The organism is Gordonia sp. JH63 (genome assembly GCF_009856645.1).
Classification (GTDB): Bacteria; Actinomycetota; Actinomycetes; order Mycobacteriales; family Mycobacteriaceae; genus Gordonia; species Gordonia hongkongensis.
This window is the reverse complement of the sequence record NZ_CP047235.1, coordinates 3,848,233-3,863,307: the sequence shown is the minus strand read 5'-3', so window position 1 is coordinate 3,863,307 and position 15,075 is coordinate 3,848,233. Positions and strand designations below refer to the sequence as shown.

Genomic DNA, 15,075 nt, shown 5'->3' with positions numbered 1-15,075 from the left:
CGTTCTGACCGCACAGTCTCCGACAACCGAGGAATCGCTGTAGGGCATGGGTTTTCGTAAGCGCAAGCGCGTCGTCCCCTTCCGCAGTGCGGGCGAGCTCGATGCCATGGCCGCGGCGGGCGCGGTTGTCGGGGCCGCGCTCGTCGCGGTGCGCGATGCGGCGAAGCCGGGGGTCAGCACCCTCGATCTCGACGAGGTCGCCGAATCCGTGATCCGGGGGGCCGGGGCGGTGCCCTCGTTCAAGGGCTACCACGGCTTTCCCGGATCCATCTGCAGCTCGGTGAACGACGTCGTCGTCCACGGCATCCCGTCCGCGGACGTCGTTCTCGCCGACGGCGATCTGGTGTCGATCGATTGCGGCGCCATCCTCGACGGCTGGCACGGGGACTCGGCCTGGACCTTCGGGGTCGGGGAACTGTCCACCGCCGACGAGGAACTCTCCGAGGCGACGCGGTTGTCGATGGAGGCGGGGATCGCGGCCATGGTCGACGGCGCTCGCCTCACCGACATCTCCCACGCCATCGAACTCGGTACGCGCGCCGCGGAGAAGAAGTTCGGCCGGCCCTTCGGCATCGTCGACGGTTACGGCGGACACGGCATCGGCCGCGAGATGCACATGGAACCGTTCCTGGCGAACGAGGGTGAACCCGGCAAGGGGCCGACGCTCGTGATCGGCTCCACCCTGGCCATCGAGCCGATGCTGACGCTGGGCACAACGGACACCACCGTCCTCGACGACGATTGGACAGTCGTCACCGACGACGGGTCGCGTTCCGCCCATTGGGAACATACCGTCGCGGTGACCGCCGACGGACCCCGCATCCTCACCCCGCGCCCAGTCTGACTCCACGCCAGTGCGGGATTCGTACCGGGAACCGATACGAATCGCGCACTGTAGGGCTTGAAGTTGTTGGGTGCTGTCCTGTTGTTGCGCGGTCAGTTTCGTACCAGGAGTTCGGCGAGACACGCCTCGACCGGCGTATAAGTCTGGCCCGGGCGCAGTGGCGGGAGGGCCGCTGGCCAGTAGTCGACGATCGGCCATACGGGTTGTTGCTGGGGGCGTGTCTGATCGCCGGACGTGTTTCGTCCGTGGATCTCTCGCCGCACTTGTTCGAGGTGTGCCTGCAACCGCTTGGGTATGTCGGGTCGGCGGTTGATGTGTTCGGGGTTGGGCGGTGCGCCGGGTTCGGCGTTGAGTCGCCAGAGGCAGCGGCCTTCGTCGGGTCCGGATCGGACGATCCGGGTGGTGTATTGGCCGGGTGCGTCGCCGACCATCCGGTTATGACGGGGACAGGCGGGTGCGAGGTCGTCGATGTCGGTGAGGCCGCCTTTGGCCCAGTCCTTGTGGGCGTGATGCATGTCGACGTGGGTGGCGGGTTGGTCGCAGCCTGGTGCCGAGCACACTTCCCCGTCGGGGCGGGCGAAGGAGACGAGGCGTTGTTCGCGGGTGGCGAGGCGTTTGCCCCGTCCGAAGTGCAGCGGAACGGTGGTGGCGTCTTTGAAGATCGCGAGCCACGGTTGCATGTCGGCGGCTATCGCGATCAAGTCCCGGATGGGCAGCAGGGTGCCGGTGGCGGTGGTCGCGAGTCCGGCTTCTCGGATCAGGTCCCCGAGGTCGGCTTTGACGATCAGTTGCACGGGCAGGCCTCGGTGCGAGGTGCCGAGAGTCCCGTCGGCGAAGCCTGCGGCCAGGGCGGCGTCGAGGGCGTCGTGATTCGTCTGGGCGAGGGTGCGGCCGTCGCGGTCGGCTGCGGCTGTGAGGGCTTCGGGGTCGGCGGCTCCGGCCGGTCCGCTGGGTGAGGCGGGGTCGTCGGGGTTGTTGAGTCCGGGTTTGCCCCAGACGGCGAACATCATGGTGAGTCGGGCGGCGAGTGCGGGTGTCAGGGTGCCGGAGATCTTGGCGGTGCCGTCAGCTCGTTGCCGTCCTATCCACAGGCCGCGGCGTCGTTTCTGGTCGGTGTCGTCTGACAGGGTGCCGTCGGGGTCGAGGTGGGCAAGCAGCCGCGCGCCGAGTTGGGTGATCTCGGCGGGGGTGTGGTCGGTGGCGATCTCGGCCATCTGTCGTTCGGCGGCGACCTTGATGTCGTGGTCGATGGTGCCCGGGATGCGGTCGAGGACGTCGAGGGTGGCTTGTACGTGGGCGGTGCCGACCGCGCCTTGTGCGAAAGCTTCGGCGAGGTAGGGGTATTCGGGTGGGAGTACCTCGCCGCCGAGGCTGGTGCGGTGGGCGGTGGCGTCCATCTGCTTACGGCGTCGCATCGGGTTGGAGACGCGTAGCCGGTGGGTCATGTACTGCATGAGGGTGCGGCACCCTGCTTTGCGGGGCAGGTCGCGGGCCTCGACCTGATCGATCTGCCGGTCACCGGCGACGGTCAACCGTGCGATGGCGCGTTCGGTTTCCGCGGTCACGTCGGCGAGTTCGGCATCGGTACACGGCGACAGATCCACGGTCTGCAACTTGTCGAGGGTGCGGTGGAGATCGGCAACCAATTCGACCGCACGAGGGGTCGGCGCGTCGGTGCCGACGTCTCGTCGGGAATCGAACACGACCTCACCCCCCCTGTGGTGAATCGAATGTGGGTCCAACTCTACCGGCTATTCGGTTGGTGTGCAACGAGTTTCGTCTTCTCGTGGGTGACGGACGGTTGTCGGTGGGGGATGGTAAGGCGGTTCGCGCCACAGCGCGGAGTGCATCATCTCAGCGGTTTGGTAGGCCGCGAGCAGTGATCCCATGGCGTGCGGCATCCGTCACCGATACCGTCGGCGAGATGGCCCGCACCCAAGAGATCCTCGCTACGCCACGCGGACGATTCCTCTGCGCGAACATGGCATTCCGTTACGCCACAGGTGAACGGGTCGATCAGTATCGGCGACCTCGGACATCTCCAGACGTTCAGGCCGCGATTCGGAGCGTCGACGTTGAAGGACTCGTGGCGGCGGATGAATGGGAGCTCCTGGGTGCACTCGGGTACGCGGTGGACTTCGCTCGGTACTGGCAGCCTCCCGACGAGGAGGACATCCGCTATGCCGCACCAGAAGTCGTTGCGCTCCTCGAGCCGATAGCGGGGGTGCTGCTCCGCCATCCGGTCTGTGCGTGGTGGGACGACCCGGTCGATCTCGCGCTCCAGCGTGTGATCGCCTACCCGTTCGGAAACGAGGCACTCCCGGAGTCCGCCCTGCCGTACCGGAGCGAGCGCGTGCGGTGGGATGAGTGGCGGGCCCACGTCGAAGCCGGCGAGGCGCGCTCGGGACGGGAGTACGAGCGCAATCCTCACCGCACGTTCAGTGACGAGTGGTGGTCGACGCCGTATGCCGCGGGGACGGTGCAGACGACGCGTGCCCGCCCGGGCCTCGGCGCATTGCAGCTCATCGCCGAGGAAGACACTTCGATCGGCGATGAGGCCCGAGTCTGCACGGTGTCCGTCAGCGAATTCGCGCGGGTGTACGAAATCGCGGCACCCGCGGACTGTGCTCGGCTGGTCGACCGTTACCCACTCGAGGTGACCGCGTCGAGGAGATGGGACTGGTACAACACCATCGGGCGGCATCGCCGCTGGTTCATGCCCGACTGGCGAGCCGTCGCCGCCGACCTCGATGCCGTCCATGTGAGCGTCAACGGTTATCTGACGAGCGCGGGGATCGAGATCCCACTCCAGGAGCGGGACGGGGCCACGGTGCTGGCCGGATGGGCCCGGACGTGACGTGGTGGCTCGACCCAGGTTCCATCTGCATCGGCGATGTGCCCGTCCTGTGGCGTCGTGACGACGAACGGTGGGTTCCAGCGTCCGGCGCGTGACCGATCAACCAGATGACCGTGTGCGGCGGGTCGTGTCGTCGTACCGTTGACCATGCATTCCGACGTCTCCTGGCTCACCGTCGTGCGGCGGCTTCCGTTCACTGTCGCCCTCGCGGCGGCCCTGCTGATCGTCGGCGCGACGACCGGATCGCTGTGGGGTAGGGCGAACGACAAGTCGTGGTATCACGAGGTGGCGTTCGGGCTTCCGGCGCTCCGAGAGGGCAAGTGGTGGACGCCGGTCAGCTCCGCGTTCGTCGAACCCGGGCCCTGGCTGTACCTGCTGGCGCTGGTGGCGGTCGTCGTCGGAATGGGTTGGGCCGAGTGGCAATTGGGCACCGTGAAGGCTGTTCTGGTCGGTGTGGGCGGCCACCTGATCGCATCCCTGCTGACGGTGTTGCTGCTGTGGTTGCTGTCCTCCGAGGTGACGTCGTGGCGGTGGGCGGAACAACTCGCCGAGTCGCGCGCCACCGGGGTGGGGGCGTTGGTGGTCTCGGCGGTCGCGGTGGCCTCGGCGACCGTGCGTTCGCCCTGGCGGCTACGTGTCCGGGTCCTGTTGGGGGCGGTCGTCTCGGTGGCCTTCTTGTTCGAGGGGACCCTCGCCTCGGTCGAGTACGTTCTCGCCGCGATCATCATGCTGATCGTGGGGGAGAAGTTCTTCGCCACCAACGAACATGGCTGGGTGCCGCGTACCCGGCGTGAGGTCCGCATGCTGGGTTGCGCTGCCCTGCTGGTCATCGCGGGTGCGAACCTCCTGGTGTTCCTGTTCCCGGGCAGCGGGCCGCTCGGGCCGACCGACGCCGGGGACGACTCGGTGTTCACGATGCTCATCGGCCTCGTCGTCAACGTGCTCATCGCCGATCAACTGCGGCGGGGTAAGCGGTGGGCGTGGTGGGTGGCCGTCGTCCTCGGTGCACTCAACGTCATCGCGACCCTCCTGGCGGTGATCCTGGTGGTCTTCACCGACGTGTCGTCCGAGGGCGCCGTGACGCTCGGAACCACGTTGCTCTGGGTGCTGGTCCTGGCCATCCTGATCCCCGGCCGGTTCGCGTTCGCGGTGCCGTGGCGCGTGCGTCAGGTCGGTGCGTCCGGTTCGGACGACGATCCGGTCGGCCGCGTCAAGGAACTGCTGCGGGTGCACGGCGGCGGCACGATGTCGTGGATGACGACCTGGCCGGGCAACAGCTACCAGTTCACCGGCGCTGCGGGCGATCTCGACGACCAGTCCGTCGTGACCTACCGAAAGCACGTCGGGACCATGGTGGCCCTGGCCGACCCGGTGTGCGCACCCGAGCGGTTGGCCGACGCCGTCGACGCCTTCGTCGACCTCGCGGAGAGCGCCGGCGCGACTCCGTGCTGGTTCTCGATCGGCTCGGCGACCTCGGAGATCGTCACCGGACGCGGATGGCTCAGTGTGCAGATCGCCGAGGACACGATCGTCGACCTGCCGGGTCTGGAGTTCAAGGGCAAGCCTTGGCAGCACGTGCGATCGGCGATGAACAAGGCCACCAAGCAGGACATCTCGATGCGGATGGTCTCGCTGGCCGACGAGTCGTTCGCCGTCAAGACCCAGGTGCGCGCGATCTCGGAGGAGTGGGTGGGGGACAAGGGCCTTCCCGAGATGGGGTTCACCCTGGGCAGTGTCGAGGAGGCGATGGACCCCGCGGTCCGGGTGGCACTCGCGGTGGATCCGACGGGCAACGTGCACGGCGTGCTCTCGTGGCTACCGGTGTACGCGCCGGGTGGCGACGTCGCGGGATGGACGCTCGACATCATGCGACGCCGTACGGACGGGTTCGGGCCGGTCGTCGAGTATCTCATCGCCTCGTCGGCAGTCGCCTTCAAAGACGAGGGTGCGCAGTTCATCTCGCTGTCCGGAGCGCCGCTGGCGCGAACGGGCGACTTCGACGCCGAGCCGCTCGACAAACTGCTCGACACGCTGGGCGCCGCGCTCGAGCCCTATTACGGATTCCGCTCGCTGCACACCTTCAAGAAGAAGTTCAATCCCCGCTACGAGCCCGTCTACCTGGCGTTCCGCGACGAATCCGACCTTCCGCGTATCGGTGTGGCCATCTCCAGGGCGTACCTGCCGGATGCCACTACCGGTCAGCTGGTCCGGCTGGCGGCGTCACGAGGGGACTGACCCGCCCGCCCCGGCTGTGAAGGCATCGTTCACGGGAATCGCCGCCTGAGTTCACCATCCGGTCGTCTCCTACGGCGAGACTTCGCCAGTGTCATCGGTCGACGAACATGTGCTGCCCGCAACGGGGCGGCGTCCCTGGCGAAGCCATGGGCTGTTCCTCCTGCTCGTCGTGCCGAACCTCGTCCTCCTCGGCGTGTTCACGTATCGACCGCTCGTCGAGAACATCCGGATGTCGTTCTACGACTGGAACATCGCCGAGGCGGGAGCGACGTTCGTCGGGATCGACAACTACCTCGAATGGTTCACCCGTGCCGATACCCGGGTGATCGTCGCCAACACCGTCATCTTCACGGTCGCCGCTGTCGTCGGCAGCATGGTCATCGGCCTGGCGCTCGCACTGTTGCTCGACCGTAAACTGCGCGGCCGAAATCTGGTGCGATCGGCAGCTTTTGCTCCGTTCGTGCTGTCCGGGGCGGCGGTCGGCATCGCTTTTCAGTTCGTCTTCGACCCCAGTTTCGGCCTCGTCAACGACGTGATGGTGCGCCTCGGACTGGGCTCTGCACCTGACTTCTACCAGCAGCCGTCATGGGCACTGTTCATGATCACGGTGACCTACATCTGGAAGAACCTCGGCTACGCCTTCGTCATCTATCTGGCTGCGCTGCAGGGTAAACGGACCGACCTGGACGAAGCGGCCGCGATCGACGGAGCCGGCTGGTGGACCTACTTTCGCAAGGTGCTGTTGCCGCAACTGCGGCCCACGACCTTCTTCCTGTCGATCACCGTGCTGCTCAACTCGTTACAGGTGTTCGACATCATCAACGTGATGACCCGGGGCGGCCCGTTGGGCAATGGCACCACCACGATGGTCTACCAGGTCTACGAAGAGAGTTTCGTCAACTTCCGTGCCGGCTACGGCGCCACCGTCGCGACCGTCATGTTCGTCGTCCTGCTGGCCATCACGGTGATCCAGGTGCGCATGATGGACAGGGGAGCGCGATGAGGCCCGTCACCACGAGTCCGGCGTCCAGACGGGTTGCCGAGCCGGGCCACACAGAGGAGTCCGGACGTCCGCCGGCGGGTCCCGGGCAGAAGCGACGGCGCCCCGGCGGTGAGGCGATGACGCCGGCCACCCGCCGACGACTGGCGGATGCGTGCGGGTACGCGGCGATGACGGTCGTGCTGGTGATCATTGCGCTGCCCCTGGTGTGGATCCTGTTGGCGTCGTTCAAGGATCGCACCGAGATCTACGTGCAACCGGCCGTGTGGTGGCCGTCGACGTGGCGTCCCGAGAACTACGTCGAGGCCACGACGTCGGTACCGTTCTGGGACTACCTGCGCAACTCGGTCATCGTGACCTCGATCCTCGGCGTGGCGAAATTCCTGCTGGGCGTGCTGAGCGCGTACGGGCTGGTGTTCCTGCGCTTCCCGGGCAAGAACATCGTGTTCGTCGTCATCATCGCCGCGCTCATGGTGCCCAACCAGATCACCGTCGTCACCAACTACGCCCTGGTGGCCCAACTGGGACTGCGGAACACCTTCATCGGCATCATCCTGCCGCTCGCCGGTGTCGCATTCGGGACCTTCCTGATGCGCAATCACTTCCTGTCCATCCCACCCGAGATCATCGAGGCGGCGCGGATGGACGGGGCGGGTCACTTCCGCCTGCTCACCAGAGTGGTGCTGCCGCTGTCGATCCCGACGATGGTCGCCTTCGCGACGATCACCCTCGTCAACGAGTGGAACGAGTACCTGTGGCCGTTCCTGATGGCCGACGACGCCTCGGTCGCCACGCTACCCGTGGGATTGACCCTCCTGCAGAACAGCGACGGTCTCACCAACTGGGGCCCGGTCATGGCGGCAACCGTGCTCGCGATGCTGCCGATGCTCGTCCTCTTCCTGGCCCTGCAACGGCACATGATCAAGGGTCTGACCTCCGGGGCCGTCAAGGGCTGACCGGCCGGCACCCCACAAGCCAGAACACCAGGCACGAGAACGCCCAGCACGAGAACCACCATGCACGAGAACGACTCACACACAGACGATCGAAGGAGACGACAGATGATGAACATGTCCCGGCGCGGGTTCCTCGCCGCGTCCGCGACGGCCGCGGCCGGTGCTCTGGTGGCCGCATGCGCCGGAACCTCGGGTGACGGCGGTTCGTCGTCGGGCGACGCCTCGAAGCTGAGCTTCTGGTCGAACCACCCCGGCAAGTCGGTCGAGGTCGAACGAGAACTCATCTCGCGCTTCGAGGCGGCCAACCCGGGTATCACCGTCCAGTTGGTCGACGCCGGCAAGAACTACGAGGAGGCGGCCCAGAAGTTCAACGCCGCGCTGTCCGGCGGCGCCGTGCCCGACATCATGATCCTGTCCGACGTCTGGTGGTTCAACTTCGCGCTCATCGGCGCGATCAGCCCCCTCGACGACCTCTTCGGCCGTGCGAACGTGAACACCGCCGACTACGTCGATTCGCTTGTCGGCGACTACAAGTGGAACAACCAGACGTGGGCGTTGCCGTACGCGCGGTCGACTCCGCTGTTCTACTACAACAAAGACGTGTGGCGCCGGGCCGGCCTGCCCGACCGCGGCCCGCAGACCTGGGACGAGTTCGACGACTGGGGCCCGCGGATCCAGACCGTGGTCGGCGGCGACAAGCGCGCGCACGGCTGGGGCAACGCGACCGACTACCTCGGATGGACCTTCCAGGGGCCGACCTGGACATTCGGCGGCGCCTACTCGAACGACTGGGAGCTGAAGTTCACCGACCCGAAGACCGTTGCGGCCGCGCAATATCTGAGCGACTCGATCAACACGAAGCGGTACGCGAAGATCTCGAACGACATCGCGGGCGACTTCAGCGCCGGCATCATCGCCTCGACCATCGCCTCGACCGGCGACCTGTCGGGCATCACGGAGAACGCCGCCTTCGACTTCGGTACGGCCTTCCTGCCCGCGCCGCAGGGGGTTTCGGGTTGCCCGACGGGTGGTGCCGGTCTCGCGGTCCCGGCCAAACTGTCCGACGACCGCAAGGTCAACGCGCTGAAGTTCATCGAGTTCATCACCAACACCGAGAACACCGCCTACTTCGCGCAGAATGTCGGCTACATGCCGGTGCGGAAATCCGCGCAGGACGACCCGTCGATGGTCGCGTTCCTGGAGAAGAACCCGAACTTCGCCACCGCCATCGAGCAGCTTCCCCGGACACAACCGCAGAACAACGCGCGGGTCTTCGTCCCCGGCGGCGACAAGATCATCGGCACCGGTTACGAGCGCATCGGCCTGCAGAACGCCGATGTCGCCGCGACCCTCGCCGACACCCAGCGCCAGATCGCGCAGATCTACGAGGCGCAGATCGCGCCGAAGCTCCCGTCATGACGGGCGACGTGGCGGGGCCGGTCGTGGGCCGGCGACGAGGGGGCCGGTCGTGGCGTCAGTGACCTTCGACGGCGCGACCCGGTGCTTCGCCGACGGCCAGAAGCCCGCCGTCGACTCGCTCGACCTGGCCGTCGACGACGGCGAGTTCATGGTCCTCGTCGGGCCGTCGGGATGCGGGAAGTCGACGAGTCTGCGGATGGTCGCGGGTCTGGAGTCCGTCGAGTCGGGGGCGATCCTGATCGACGACGTCGACGTCGTCGGAAGGGCGCCGAAGGCCAGGGACGTGGCGATGGTCTTCCAGAACTACGCGCTCTACCCGAACATGACGGTCGCCGACAACATGGGATTCGCGCTCCGCAATGCCGGGATGAGCAAGGCGGACACCGCGTCCCGGGTCGGTGAGGTCGCCGAGATGCTGGAACTCACACCGCTTCTCGACCGCAAGCCGGCGAAGCTGTCCGGTGGGCAACGGCAGCGGGTGGCGATGGGGCGGGCGATCGTGCGACGGCCCAAGGTGTTCTGCATGGACGAGCCGTTGTCGAACCTCGACGCCAAGTTGCGGGTGAGCACGCGTGCCCAGATCGCGGCCATGCAGCGGGAACTCGGCATCACGACGCTCTATGTGACCCACGACCAGGTCGAGGCGATGACCATGGGGCACCGGGTCGCCGTGCTCGATCACGGTGTGCTGCAACAGGTCGGGAGTCCGCGCGAGATCTACTCGCGGCCCGCGAACCTGTTCGTGGCGTCGTTCATGGGCTCACCGCAGATGTGTCTGATCGACGCCCGGGTGGACGCGGGCATCGTACGCCTCGGTGGCGCCGAGGTCCGGGTTCCGCCGTCGGTGCTGTCGTCGGCGTCCGCGAGCGACGTCGTCGTCGGTCTGCGTGCCGAGTCGTGGCAGGTGTCGGCTGCACCGCAGTGCGGGAACCTCACCGCAACGGTCGATCTCGTCGAGGAACTGGGGGCCGAACAGTTCGTCTACTGCAGCGCGGACGTCCGGCTGCGCGGGAGTCGCATCGTCATCCGTGTCGATCATCGCCGGACGATCGAGGTCGGTGACGTGATCGGGCTGACCCCGGAGGTCGACGAGACGTACTGGTTCGATCCGATCAGCGGGGTCGCCCTCGACGACCCGCGTCGTCACGACCTCAGCGCGGGACCGAAACCTCTTCGGTGATCGCGGCTTCGGACAGGGAGATCCGATCGGGACGGCTGTAGATCACCATCGACTCGCCGCGAGAGAAGCCGACGAGCGTGATGCCGAGGTCGTCGGCGGCGTCGGCCGCCAGTGACGACGGCGCGGAGACCGCGCACAGCATCGAGATTCCCGCCATCGCGGCTTTCTGGACGAGTTCGAAGCTCGCGCGGCCGGAGACCTGGAGGACGGTGCCCGACAGGGGTAGTCGGTCGGCGAGAACCGCCCACCCGATCACCTTGTCCACGGCGTTGTGCCGACCGACGTCCTCCCGGACGGCGAGCATGCGACCATCCGCGTCGAACAGCGCGGCGGCGTGCAGGCCACCGGTCTTGTCGAAGACGCTCTGTTCGGCGCGCAACCGGTCGGGGAGGTCCAGGACCGTCCCGGCGGCCACGGTCATGGTGTCGGCGGCGGGATCATGGACCGACGCGGTGTGGACCGCGGCGATGCTGTCCTTGCCGCAGATGCCGCATGCACTCGTGACGGGGTTGGCGCGGACCATCTCGGAACCGGGTGGCGGCACATGCGGGGCGAGCGTCGCGTCGATGACGTTGTAGGTGTTGGCGCCCTGCGCGTCGGTGCCTGCGCAGTAACGGGCCGTCGAGTAATCCGCGCCGGTGGTCACCACACCTTCGGAGACCAGGTAGCCGGCGACCAGTTCGAAGTCGTGGCCGGGAGTGCGCATGGTGACCGCGAGTGTGCGCCCGCCGACCCGGATCTCGAGCGGCTCCTCGACGGCCAGGGTGTCCGCGCGCTGCGTCGGTTCCGCATCGCGTCGGATACGGGTGACGCGGCGGCGTGCGGTGATTCGTCCCACCGGCACCACGGTAGTCCTGCGACTGTTCGTGGCTGCGGTCTCAGACGTCGAGCACCAGGGTGACCGGGCCGTCGTTGACGAGACCGACTTCCATGTGCGCCCCGAAACGGCCGGTGGCCACGGTGGCGCCGGCGGCCCGGAGCGCGTCGACCACCGCGTCGACCAGCGGTTCGGCGACGGGCCCGGGCGCGGCGGCATTCCACGACGGGCGCCGGCCCTTCGCGGTGTTGGCATAGAGCGTGAACTGGCTGATCACCAGGATCGGGGCGTCGAGGTCGGCGGCCGCGCGTTCGGGACCGTCCCCGCCGTCGAAGATCCGCAGGCGCCAGATCTTGTCGGCGAGCCGGACCGCGTGGTCGGTGGTGTCGTCGTGCGTGACACCGACGAGCGCGACGAGACCCGCGCCGCCGGGCGGGATGTCGAGCTCGCCGACGACCTCGCCGTCGACGCTCACACTCGCTCGGCTGACGCGCTGGAGCACGGCGCGCATCGGTCCTCCGATCTCCGGGTGCGGTGCACGGACGGGGTGTTCAGTCGAGCGCGAACGTGACCGTGACGGTGAAGGTGAGTTCCTGCTGGCCGGGCTCGACCGGTACGGGCGCGGCCGCCACGTCGCGTTCGAAGGTACCGGGCGAGACCGGCTGTTCCTGGCCGCTGGTGCTCTCCTTGATGGTCAGCACGTCGCCGAGTGAGTCGCCGGCGAGACCGGCGTACTGCTGCGCGCGGCCCCGGGCGTCGGTGAACGCGGCTTCGCGCGCCTTCTCGAGGAGTTCCGAGTCGTCGTCGATGGCGAAGGCGACGTTGTTGATGCGCGTGTTGTCCCCACCGGCGGTCGCGGCGGCGCTCAGCACGGTCGACGCCGTCGAGATGTCGCGGATGGTCACGCGGATGGTGTTGGTCGCGGTGTATCCGCTGATCCGGCTCGAACCGCCGGGTGCCGGACTCGAATACTGCGGGTTCACCGACACCTGCTGCGTGGCGACGTCCTTGCGCTCCACTCCGGCCGCGACGACCGCGTCGGTGACCGCGGTGACCTTGGCGCTCGTCTCGTTCAGCGCGGTCGTCACATCGGACGCGGTCGCCTCCACGCCGATGTCGGCGCGCAGGGTGTCCGGGGTGCCGCTGACCTGGCCCGACCCGACGACGGTCACCGACCGTGGCTCCCCGCCGGTGTCGCTGCCGCACCCGGCCACCACCAGGACCACGGCGGCGAGCGCCGCGAGGACCGACGTCGTCCGGAGTGCGGGGCGCCGTGTGTCGGCGCCGCGTGTTCTCGTCATCGGTCGACCGGGTCCCGCATCAGCAGCGCGAGCAGCCAGCCGACGACCGACACGACGATCGCGCCGAAGATCGCCGACCAGAAGAAATCGTCGACCTCGAGCCCCCAGTGCGTCGTGTTACGGGTGATCCATGCGGTGAGCTCCAGCATCAACGCGTTGATGACGATGTGGATCAGACCGAGCGTGAGGATGTAGAAGGGGATCGCGATGATCTGCACGATCGGCTTGATGATCGCGTTCAGAACACCGAAGATCACGGCGACCACCAGGGCGATACCGACTTTCTCGGCGGTCGTCGAACCGCCCACGAAGTCGATGCCCGGCACGATCAGCGTCGCGACCCACAACGCCACCGCGGTCAGTACGGTGCGGACAAGGAAGGCAAGCATGGCGACAGTGTGCCAGCACCCCTCGCCTCAACCATCGATCTGATCGCGACGGAACGTCATCATGGCGCGGATCGCGTCGTCCGACGGAGGGGCGTCGGGCTGGAAACGTACGGTGCCCTTCTGGACGTCGAAACCCGCGAGGAACGGCCGCCCGGCGTCGACCGCGTCGGGGCTGAACGGGTACAGCCCGATGTGCTTCTTGGTGCGCATCACCGACAGGAGCGGGCTACCGCGATACGTCAGGGCCTCCCATCCCGTAGCCCTTGCCCTGCGCGGTGCCGGGGACCGTGTGGCGGGAGACGTCATAGATCCGGGAGATGACCGCGCGGTCGTCCGGGTCGAGCCCGTCGAGATAGTCGTCGACCGTCCCCATCCGCTTGGACCTCCTTGCGACGCCGCGCACGCATTTGGCCTGGCCTGCCTGTTCGCGTAGCATGGACCGTCGGTGCGCATCGCGCGCCGGGCCTCGGCGTGTCAGCACGTGGGTCCGGTCGGCGCACACCGGGTGCAGGTCCTCGCGGACCGGTGCCCACACCCTAACGGACAAACACTGATTCAACCCGGCCAATGGGCCGCGACGTCGCCCGGATGTCGTGGTCACGGCCAGGATCGCGGAGGACATGGCGAAGAAAGACGGGGCCATCGAGGTCGAGGGTCGAGTGATCGAACCCCTGCCCAATGCGATGTTTCGTATTGAGCTGGAGAACGGACACAAGGTTCTCGCCCACATCAGCGGCAAGATGCGGCAGCACTACATCCGCATCCTGCCCGAGGACCGGGTCGTCGTGGAACTCTCGCCCTACGACCTGGCTCGTGGGCGAATCGTGTACCGCTACAAGTAGGACTTTCCCGGCGTCGCCGGGGACAGACTTCCCGGACATCCGTTCGGGAGGAGACCGACACCCACGTGTACGGCCGTTTCGGCGTGCGCGCGGGCGAGCCGAGCAGGAGAGATTGACGTGAAGGTTCAGCCGAGCGTCAAGCCGATCTGCGAGAAGTGCAAGGTGATCCGTCGTAACGGTCGGGTCATGGTGATCTGCGAGAACCTGCGTCACAAGCAGCGTCAGGGCTGATCACGCGCACCCTCCGGGTCGCTTGAGTCAGAACAACTGAAGATCGACAACTGAATACAACAGGACCTCCCAACACCAGCGGCGACAGACGCGTCACCGCCTACCTCCGGATCAGAGGCCGGAGCCCACGAGGCCGGACACACGGTTCGGCACCAGCTCGCGGGACGGACTGGGAGCAGACCTCTGAGAATCGAAAAGGAAATCCGCCACATGGCACGTGTTGCTGGTGTGGATCTCCCCCGCGAGAAGCGGCTGGAGATCGCACTGACCTACATCTACGGAGTTGGGCGTACCACCTCCAAGGAGATCCTCGAGGGAACGGGCCTGAGCCCCGACCTCCGAGCGAAGGATCTCACCGACGCAGACGTCTCGAAGCTGCGTGAGTACATCGAAGCCTCGGTGAAGGTCGAGGGTGACCTCCGTCGCGAGGTGCAGGCCGACATCCGTCGCAAGATCGAGATCGGCTGCTACCAGGGTCTGCGCCACCGTCGTGGCCTGCCCGTTCGTGGACAGCGCACCAAGACCAATGCCCGCACTCGCAAGGGCCCGAAGAAGACCATCGCCGGGAAGAAGAAGTAATGCCTCCGAAGTCACGTAGCGCAGGCCCCAAGAAGGGCACCCGCCGTCGCGATAAGAAGAACGTCCCGCACGGCCACGCACACATCAAGTCGACGTTCAACAACACCATCGTGTCGATCAGCGATCCCAGCGGCAACATCATCAGCTGGGCGTCGTCGGGCCACGTCGGTTTCAAGGGCTCGCGCAAGAGCACCCCGTTCGCGGCTCAGCTCGCGGCCGAGAACGCTGCGCGCAAGGCCCAGGAGCACGGCGTCAAGAAGGTCGACGTGTTCGTCAAGGGACCGGGTTCGGGTCGCGAGACCGCCATCCGCTCCCTGCAGGCAGCCGGCCTCGAGGTCGGCACCATTTCCGATGTCACCCCGCAGCCGCACAACGGTTGCCGTCCGCCCAAGCGGCGTCGGGTCTAGCGGGAAAGGGAGGAACAG

At 67.1% G+C, this 15,075-nt stretch carries 18 protein-coding genes; 11 read left to right on the top strand and 7 right to left on the bottom strand.

Features of this window, described 5'->3' with window-relative positions:
- The first annotated feature begins 46 nt into the window (after positions 1 to 46).
- On the top strand, positions 47 to 844 hold the full coding sequence (gene map / locus GR168_RS17375) for a type I methionyl aminopeptidase (RefSeq protein WP_058251973.1): 798 nt from the start codon (positions 47 to 49) through the stop codon (positions 842 to 844).
- A 92-nt stretch (positions 845 to 936) separates the two neighbouring features.
- Here the strand turns inward: map and GR168_RS17370 are convergent, their stop codons facing one another.
- On the bottom strand, positions 937 to 2,547 hold the full coding sequence (locus GR168_RS17370) for an HNH endonuclease signature motif containing protein (RefSeq protein ID WP_159371319.1): 1,611 nt from the start codon (positions 2,545 to 2,547) through the stop codon (positions 937 to 939).
- Positions 2,548 to 2,930: 383 nt separating this feature from the next.
- On the opposite strand from GR168_RS17370, the gene GR168_RS17365 reads away from it, so the two are divergent.
- The 6 genes from GR168_RS17365 to ugpC all read left to right on the top strand — a co-directional run bounded on the left by GR168_RS17365 (position 2,931) and on the right by ugpC (position 10,491).
- Positions 2,931 to 3,701, top strand: coding sequence for a hypothetical protein (locus tag GR168_RS17365; protein ID WP_238994925.1), 771 nt, complete (start codon positions 2,931 to 2,933; stop codon positions 3,699 to 3,701).
- A gap of 147 nt (positions 3,702 to 3,848) precedes the next feature.
- On the top strand, positions 3,849 to 5,936 hold the full coding sequence (locus tag GR168_RS17360) for a phosphatidylglycerol lysyltransferase domain-containing protein (RefSeq protein ID WP_137809598.1): 2,088 nt from the start codon (positions 3,849 to 3,851) through the stop codon (positions 5,934 to 5,936).
- Between the two features lie 88 nt (positions 5,937 to 6,024).
- Positions 6,025 to 6,939: a sugar ABC transporter permease gene (locus tag GR168_RS17355; RefSeq protein WP_171011599.1), complete on the top strand. Its 915-nt coding sequence runs from the start codon at positions 6,025 to 6,027 to the stop codon at positions 6,937 to 6,939.
- Positions 6,940 to 7,055: 116 nt separating this feature from the next.
- A complete protein-coding gene (locus GR168_RS17350; protein ID WP_137809586.1) occupies positions 7,056 to 7,892 on the top strand; it encodes a carbohydrate ABC transporter permease in 837 nt (278 codons plus the stop codon).
- Positions 7,893 to 7,997: 105 nt separating this feature from the next.
- Positions 7,998 to 9,311, top strand: a complete 1,314-nt coding sequence (locus tag GR168_RS17345) for an ABC transporter substrate-binding protein (protein ID WP_137809587.1) — start codon at positions 7,998 to 8,000, stop codon at positions 9,309 to 9,311.
- 49 nt (positions 9,312 to 9,360) lie between these two features.
- Positions 9,361 to 10,491 carry a sn-glycerol-3-phosphate ABC transporter ATP-binding protein UgpC gene (gene ugpC, locus GR168_RS17340; protein WP_159371318.1) on the top strand — a complete coding sequence of 377 codons (1,131 nt, stop codon included), beginning with the start codon at positions 9,361 to 9,363 and terminating at the stop codon, positions 10,489 to 10,491.
- On the opposite strand, the gene fdhD is transcribed toward ugpC, so the two are convergent.
- Genes fdhD through GR168_RS23960 form a run of 6 tightly spaced genes read right to left on the bottom strand, consistent with a single transcriptional unit; the run spans position 10,463 to position 13,434 of the window.
- Positions 10,463 to 11,329: a formate dehydrogenase accessory sulfurtransferase FdhD gene (gene fdhD, locus GR168_RS17335; RefSeq protein WP_065631895.1), complete on the bottom strand. Its 867-nt coding sequence runs from the start codon at positions 11,327 to 11,329 to the stop codon at positions 10,463 to 10,465. The two genes, ugpC and fdhD, sit on opposite strands and share 29 nt — an antisense overlap.
- 40 nt (positions 11,330 to 11,369) lie before the next feature.
- On the bottom strand, positions 11,370 to 11,819 hold the full coding sequence (dtd, locus tag GR168_RS17330) for a D-aminoacyl-tRNA deacylase (protein ID WP_065631828.1): 450 nt from the start codon (positions 11,817 to 11,819) through the stop codon (positions 11,370 to 11,372).
- A gap of 40 nt (positions 11,820 to 11,859) precedes the next feature.
- Complete coding sequence (locus GR168_RS17325; RefSeq protein ID WP_137809588.1) at positions 11,860 to 12,609, bottom strand: SIMPL domain-containing protein; 750 nt, start codon at positions 12,607 to 12,609, stop codon at positions 11,860 to 11,862.
- Positions 12,606 to 12,998, bottom strand: a complete 393-nt coding sequence (locus tag GR168_RS17320) for a phage holin family protein (protein WP_058251965.1) — start codon at positions 12,996 to 12,998, stop codon at positions 12,606 to 12,608. The genes GR168_RS17325 and GR168_RS17320 overlap by 4 nt, the downstream gene beginning before the upstream one ends.
- 27 nt (positions 12,999 to 13,025) lie before the next feature.
- Complete coding sequence (locus GR168_RS23965) at positions 13,026 to 13,208, bottom strand: hypothetical protein (protein ID WP_238994924.1); 183 nt, start codon at positions 13,206 to 13,208, stop codon at positions 13,026 to 13,028.
- 16 nt (positions 13,209 to 13,224) lie between these two features.
- A complete protein-coding gene (locus tag GR168_RS23960) occupies positions 13,225 to 13,434 on the bottom strand; it encodes a hypothetical protein (protein ID WP_238994923.1) in 210 nt (69 codons plus the stop codon).
- Between the two features lie 184 nt (positions 13,435 to 13,618).
- Here GR168_RS23960 and infA point away from each other — a divergent pair, with 184 nt between their 5' ends.
- The 4 genes from infA to rpsK all read left to right on the top strand — a co-directional run bounded on the left by infA (position 13,619) and on the right by rpsK (position 15,057).
- The gene (infA, locus tag GR168_RS17310; RefSeq protein WP_004023539.1) at positions 13,619 to 13,840 is read left to right on the top strand and encodes a translation initiation factor IF-1; all 222 of its coding nucleotides are present in this window, start codon (positions 13,619 to 13,621) and stop codon (positions 13,838 to 13,840) included.
- Between the two features lie 117 nt (positions 13,841 to 13,957).
- Complete coding sequence (gene rpmJ / locus GR168_RS17305; RefSeq protein WP_005207978.1) at positions 13,958 to 14,071, top strand: 50S ribosomal protein L36; 114 nt, start codon at positions 13,958 to 13,960, stop codon at positions 14,069 to 14,071.
- Positions 14,072 to 14,281: 210 nt separating this feature from the next.
- On the top strand, positions 14,282 to 14,650 hold the full coding sequence (gene rpsM / locus GR168_RS17300) for a 30S ribosomal protein S13 (protein WP_004023537.1): 369 nt from the start codon (positions 14,282 to 14,284) through the stop codon (positions 14,648 to 14,650).
- Positions 14,650 to 15,057 (top strand): 30S ribosomal protein S11, encoded by a 408-nt coding sequence (rpsK, locus tag GR168_RS17295; protein WP_004023536.1) that lies wholly within the window; start codon positions 14,650 to 14,652, stop codon positions 15,055 to 15,057. Before rpsM ends, rpsK begins: the two co-directional genes overlap by 1 nt.
- The last annotated feature ends 18 nt before the right edge of the window (positions 15,058 to 15,075 follow it).